The organism is Mesorhizobium sp. CNPSo 4670 (genome assembly GCF_057784235.1).
Map to the genome: position 1 here is coordinate 1 of NZ_JBWJFQ010000052.1, position 4495 is coordinate 4495.

Consider the following 4495-nt stretch of genomic DNA (forward strand, 5'->3'; position numbering starts at 1 on the left):
TCTCCCCATCGACGGAATACGGTGGCCGCGAAGCGGCAATGCCCTCAATACGGCCACTCACCCCGGCCCAGCGCCGCAACCGCCGCGATGATCCGCGCAAACGCTTCCGCCGCAGCCGGCACGGTGGTGCGGGCGCGCAGGAAGCTGTGCACGAGGCGGGGCTCCTCGTGCCAGAAAGCCTTGCCGCCGGCGGCGACAATGCGGTCGCGGTAGGTCTCGCCATCCGACGACAGCGGGTCGCATTCGGCTGATACGATCACCGTTGGCGGCAGGCCTGAGAAATCGCGGCCGCGCAAGGGCGAGAAGGTCGGATCGTCTGATGATTGCGCCTTGGTCGAGCGGACGTCGCGGTAGAAGGCGATGTCGTGCAGCGACAGCAGCGGCGCGTCGGCGTGCTCGATATAGGAGCGGGTGTTCTCGTCGCCGCCGAGCTCGGGATAGATCAGCACCTGGCCGATTGCGGCGTGGCGGCGCGTCGCCTGCGCCACCGCCGCGGCGAGGTTGCCGCCGGCGCTTTCGCCGCACAGCACGAGCGGCAGGCCGGTGGCCGCCGCCGCCCATTCGAAAGCTGTCACGGCATCGTCGAAGGCGGCGGGGTGGACATGCTCCGGCGCCAGCCGGTAGTCGACCGACAGCACGTCGAAGCCGGTGCCGGCGCAGATGTCGGCGCAGATGTCGTCATGGCTTTCGAGCCCGCCGAGGATGAAGCCGCCGCCATGAAAATAGACCACCATCGCCGGCGCCGCCCTGCCGGCAAGCTGGTAGCGGCGGACCGGGATATCGCGGCCGGCGGCGGCAATCAGGCCGTCGCTGGCCTTGACCCCCGGCGGGCGGCCCTGGTGGAAGGCCCGGCACATCCTGTCGTAGACCGCGCGCTGCTTGTCGACCGGCAGGCCGATGATCTCGGGCGGATACCAGGCGTTGACCGCGTCGATATAGGCCCACAAAGCCGGGTCGAGCCGGGTTTCGTATTTGCCGCGGCTGGTCATGTCCGTCTTTGCCGGCAAAGACACATCAAAGCTCGCTGTAAAGATCTGCCGCGTTTTCAAATGTGAAGCGCAGCGGCACCGAGCCCTCGACCCGCCAGGCGGTGACGCTTTCGCCAGCCAGCAGCCGGCAGGCGCCGTCGGTGTCGGTAACGGCGCCACCATAGAGCCGGTTGGCAAGGTTGAGGATGCCGGTCTGGTGCATGGCCGCGCTGCCGCTGCCGCAGGCATCCTTGACCAGCAACACCCGAAAGCCCTTGGCGACGGCATCCTTCACGGTGGCGTCGATGCAGGCCTCGGTCCAGACGCCGGCAACGACCAGCCATTCGATGCCGACCGATTTGAGGTCGCGGGCCGCCGGGCCGGTGCGGAAGGCGCTCGCCTCGGCCTTGACCAGCAGGGCCTCGCCCTTGGCGGGCGCGACCTCGTGGCAGATTTCGGTCAGCGGGTCGCTCTTGTCGGAAAAGGCCGACTTGCCATCGGCACCGAGCGGGTGAAACGGGCGATCCTGCTTGTCGAGATCGACGATGTAGGCCCAGTGGTAGAGCGGCACATGGTGTTGCCGCGCCGCCGCCTGCAGGCGCTGAACGTTGGCGAGGATGTCGCCATAGCCCTCGACCAGATAGCGCTGGTCCTGCCGGTGCTCTTCCTGCAGGTCGATGAAGACCGCGGCCACCGCGCCGCGCTTGAGGGAGATGGGGGTTTTCATGCTGCGCCTCCAAGAGGCGACACAGTCGTCCTCAGCGGGCTATCACCGTTGGGGGTTGGCCGAACCGTCCCCGACTTCGTCATCCACGGGCGGAGCGGGAGCGAAGCGGACGCGCAGACCGGAGGATCCATGCCGTGTCGTTGATCGACGGGTGCAGCGATGCAGATCAGCACCGTGGCAGCGCTCGGAAGTCGCGGCATGGCGGTGCCTTCGTCATCCACCGGCGGAGCGGGAGCAAAGCGGACGCGCAGACCCGAGTATCCATGCCGTGAAATCGGCCGAGGAATGCAGCGGAGCTGAACTTGGACCGTTGCGGCGCGCTTAGGTCGCGGCATGGATCCTAGGGTCTGCGCCGCGTCGCTGCGCTCCTTGCTCCGCCCTAGGATGACGAGGGATGTCAAACCTGCTTCTCCAAAAACTCATCCTCGTAGGGAAAACGCGACAGGAGTTCGGTGCCGGTGTCGGTGATCAGGATCTCGTCCTCCAGCTTGACGCCCTCGCGGCCGCCCTTCTCGCCGATATAGCTTTCCACGCTCACCACCATGCCTGGCACGATATGGCCGTCGCGGCCATAGGTCTCGTAGTCCATGGCGTGGGCAATGAATGGCGTTTCGCCATGCATGCCGACGCCGTGCATGACCGAAGTATAGCGCTGGTCGACGAAACGGTCGGGGATTTTCCAGGCCTTTTCAGCAATCTCGCGGAAGGCCATGCCGGGCTTGACGATCCCGATGTTGTGCTGAACCTGGTCGTGCGCCATGCGGTAGAGCGATTTCTGGTAGGGCGTCGGCTTGCCCGGCCCGCAGCGGAAGGTGCGGGAGAAGTCGGAATAATAGCCGTAGCAGCCGATGGTGTCGGTATCGAGCGCCAACAATTCGCCGGGCCGGATCTTGCGGCCGCTGGCCTCGTTGAACCACGGATTTGTGCGCTGGCCGGAGGTGAGAAGCCGGGTCTCGATGAACTCGCCGCCCTGGCGGATGACCTCGCCATACATGATGGCGAACAGGTCGTTTTCCGAAACGCCGGGCTTGATCGCCTCGCGCACCGCATAGACCGCGGCCTCGGCGCCGGCCATCGACACCTGCAGGCATTTCACTTCCTCGGGCGTCTTGACCGCGCGCACGGCGAGGATTTCGCCCTGGCAATCCCGGACCTCGCAGCCGCGCTTTTCGAGCGCGAGGGCCTGCAGATGGCTGCAGCGATCGAGGCCGAGCTTCATCGAGCCGCCGCCATGCTGTTTCAAAAGCTCGGCAATTTCGTCGGCGAAGGGACCGGCGGTCTCGTCGTCGCGGCCTGACACCGACGACCAGACCAGCTTGGACGGCCGCGCCTCGTCGATCGTGTCGAGCACCATCGAGACATGATAGCTCTGCGGGTATTCGAACAGCACGATCGGCCCGACGGTGGGGATGAAGAAATAGCGGGTCGAGTTGCGCAGGAAATAGCCGAACATGTTGCGCGAGCCGGTGGCGTAGCGCTGGTTGTAAGGGTCGAACAGCACGACGCCGCCATAGCCGGCCTCGCGCATCCAGCCGCGCAGTTTTGCGAGCCGGCCCTTGCGCAGGGCGTCGGCATCGATGAAGGACGGCTCGGTGTCGGACAGCCACATGCCGCCGGCCGGATCGGAGGCGGCCGGGTGGCGCATGCGATCCTTGAAGTCGACGTCCTCAGTGCTATCGGGGTCGAAAACGACGATGCTCATGGGTGTGCGGCCTTGGCTGGGTTGCAAGGGTTGACCATGGCGCATGAGCGGCGGAACGATTGTGCGGGAAACCGCGTGGGTTATGCGGGATGCCGCTGGCAGGTAGTGCGGGGCGCTGGCGGGTGGTGCGGGGCGCTGGCGGGACAGCACCCCCCTCTGTCCTGCCGGACATCTCCCCCGCAAGGGGGGAGATTGGCAGTTTTGGTGTCGCCGCTCACCTTGCAACATTCGAGATTGGCGAAACCGGAAGTGACATCCGATCTCCCCCCTTGCGGGGGAGATGTCCGGCAGGACAGAGGGGGGTGGGACGGAACTCGGCGTCGCGCACCTGGCGCCTCTAATGCCGCCGCGCCAGCTTCGGCGGATGCCCGTGCTCCTCGCGAAACGCCCGAGCAAAGCTCGACATCGAGGCGAAGCCGCAGGCCAGTGCCACGTCGCGCACGGCAAGCGTCGAATGCGCCAAAAGGTCGGCCGCGCGCTTCAGGCGCAGGCGCCGGTAATAACCATTGGGCGAGATGGCGAGTTCGGAGCGAAAGGAGCGTTCGAGTTTGTCGGACGACACGCCGAGCCTGGCGGTGAGCTCGGCCATGCCGAGGCGCTCCTCGACCGCGTCCTCCATGATGGCGATGGCCGACAGCACCAGCTCGTTCTGGACGCCAGTGCGCAGGCGCAGCGGCATCATCTTGCGGTCGATGCTGGAGCGCAGCTGGCTGTGCACGAACCATTCGGCGACGCCGGCGGCAAGCTCGGCGCCATAGTCGCGGGTGATGATTTCCAGCATCATGTCGAGGCTGCCGACGCCGCCGGCCGAAGTGAAACGCTTGCGGTCGATGACATAGAGGTCGCGCCTCAGCTCAATGTTGGGAAACGCCTCGGTGAAAGCGGCCTGGCTTGTCCAGTGCAAGGTGCAGGCATGGCCGTCGAGCAGGCCCGCGCGCGCCAGAAAGAACGCGGCGTCCGCCACCGCGCCGATATGAGCGCCGTTGCGCAGGCTTTTGCGAATCCAGGTCGCTGCGTCCTCGGCGACGAGGTGATCGGCATCGCCGCCCGAGCAGACGACGATGCGGTCGACCTTGGGTGCATCCTCGGCATAAAAGC

4 protein-coding genes are annotated in these 4495 nt (G+C 66.2%); all 4 read right to left on the reverse strand.

Annotated features, from left to right (window positions below; translation table 11 throughout):
• Nucleotides 1–44 precede the first annotated feature (44 nt).
• Entirely contained in the window at nucleotides 45–989 is a 945-nt protein-coding gene (locus AC0ZT5_RS34905; protein WP_488500130.1) for an alpha/beta hydrolase, read from the reverse strand.
• Between the two features lie 25 nt (nucleotides 990–1014).
• The gene (locus AC0ZT5_RS34910) at nucleotides 1015–1695 is read right to left on the reverse strand and encodes an isochorismatase family protein (RefSeq protein WP_488500131.1); all 681 of its coding nucleotides are present in this window, start codon (nucleotides 1693–1695) and stop codon (nucleotides 1015–1017) included.
• Nucleotides 1696–2092: 397 nt separating this feature from the next.
• Nucleotides 2093–3397: a M24 family metallopeptidase gene (locus AC0ZT5_RS34915; RefSeq protein ID WP_488500132.1), complete on the reverse strand. Its 1305-nt coding sequence runs from the start codon at nucleotides 3395–3397 to the stop codon at nucleotides 2093–2095.
• Nucleotides 3398–3734: 337 nt separating this feature from the next.
• On the reverse strand, nucleotides 3735–4495 hold a 761-nt coding region (locus tag AC0ZT5_RS34920; protein ID WP_488500133.1), incomplete at its 5' end, for a GlxA family transcriptional regulator.

Bases quoted from the DNA above. Each gene is read 5' to 3' on its own strand.
- AC0ZT5_RS34910 (WP_488500131.1), bottom strand. From the start codon at position 1,695: ATGAAAACCCCCATCTCCCTCAAGCGCGGCGCGGTGGCCGCGGTCTTC.
- AC0ZT5_RS34905 (WP_488500130.1), bottom strand. From the start codon at position 989: ATGACCAGCCGCGGCAAATACGAAACCCGGCTCGACCCGGCTTTGTGG.
- AC0ZT5_RS34915 (WP_488500132.1), bottom strand. From the start codon at position 3,397: ATGAGCATCGTCGTTTTCGACCCCGATAGCACTGAGGACGTCGACTTC.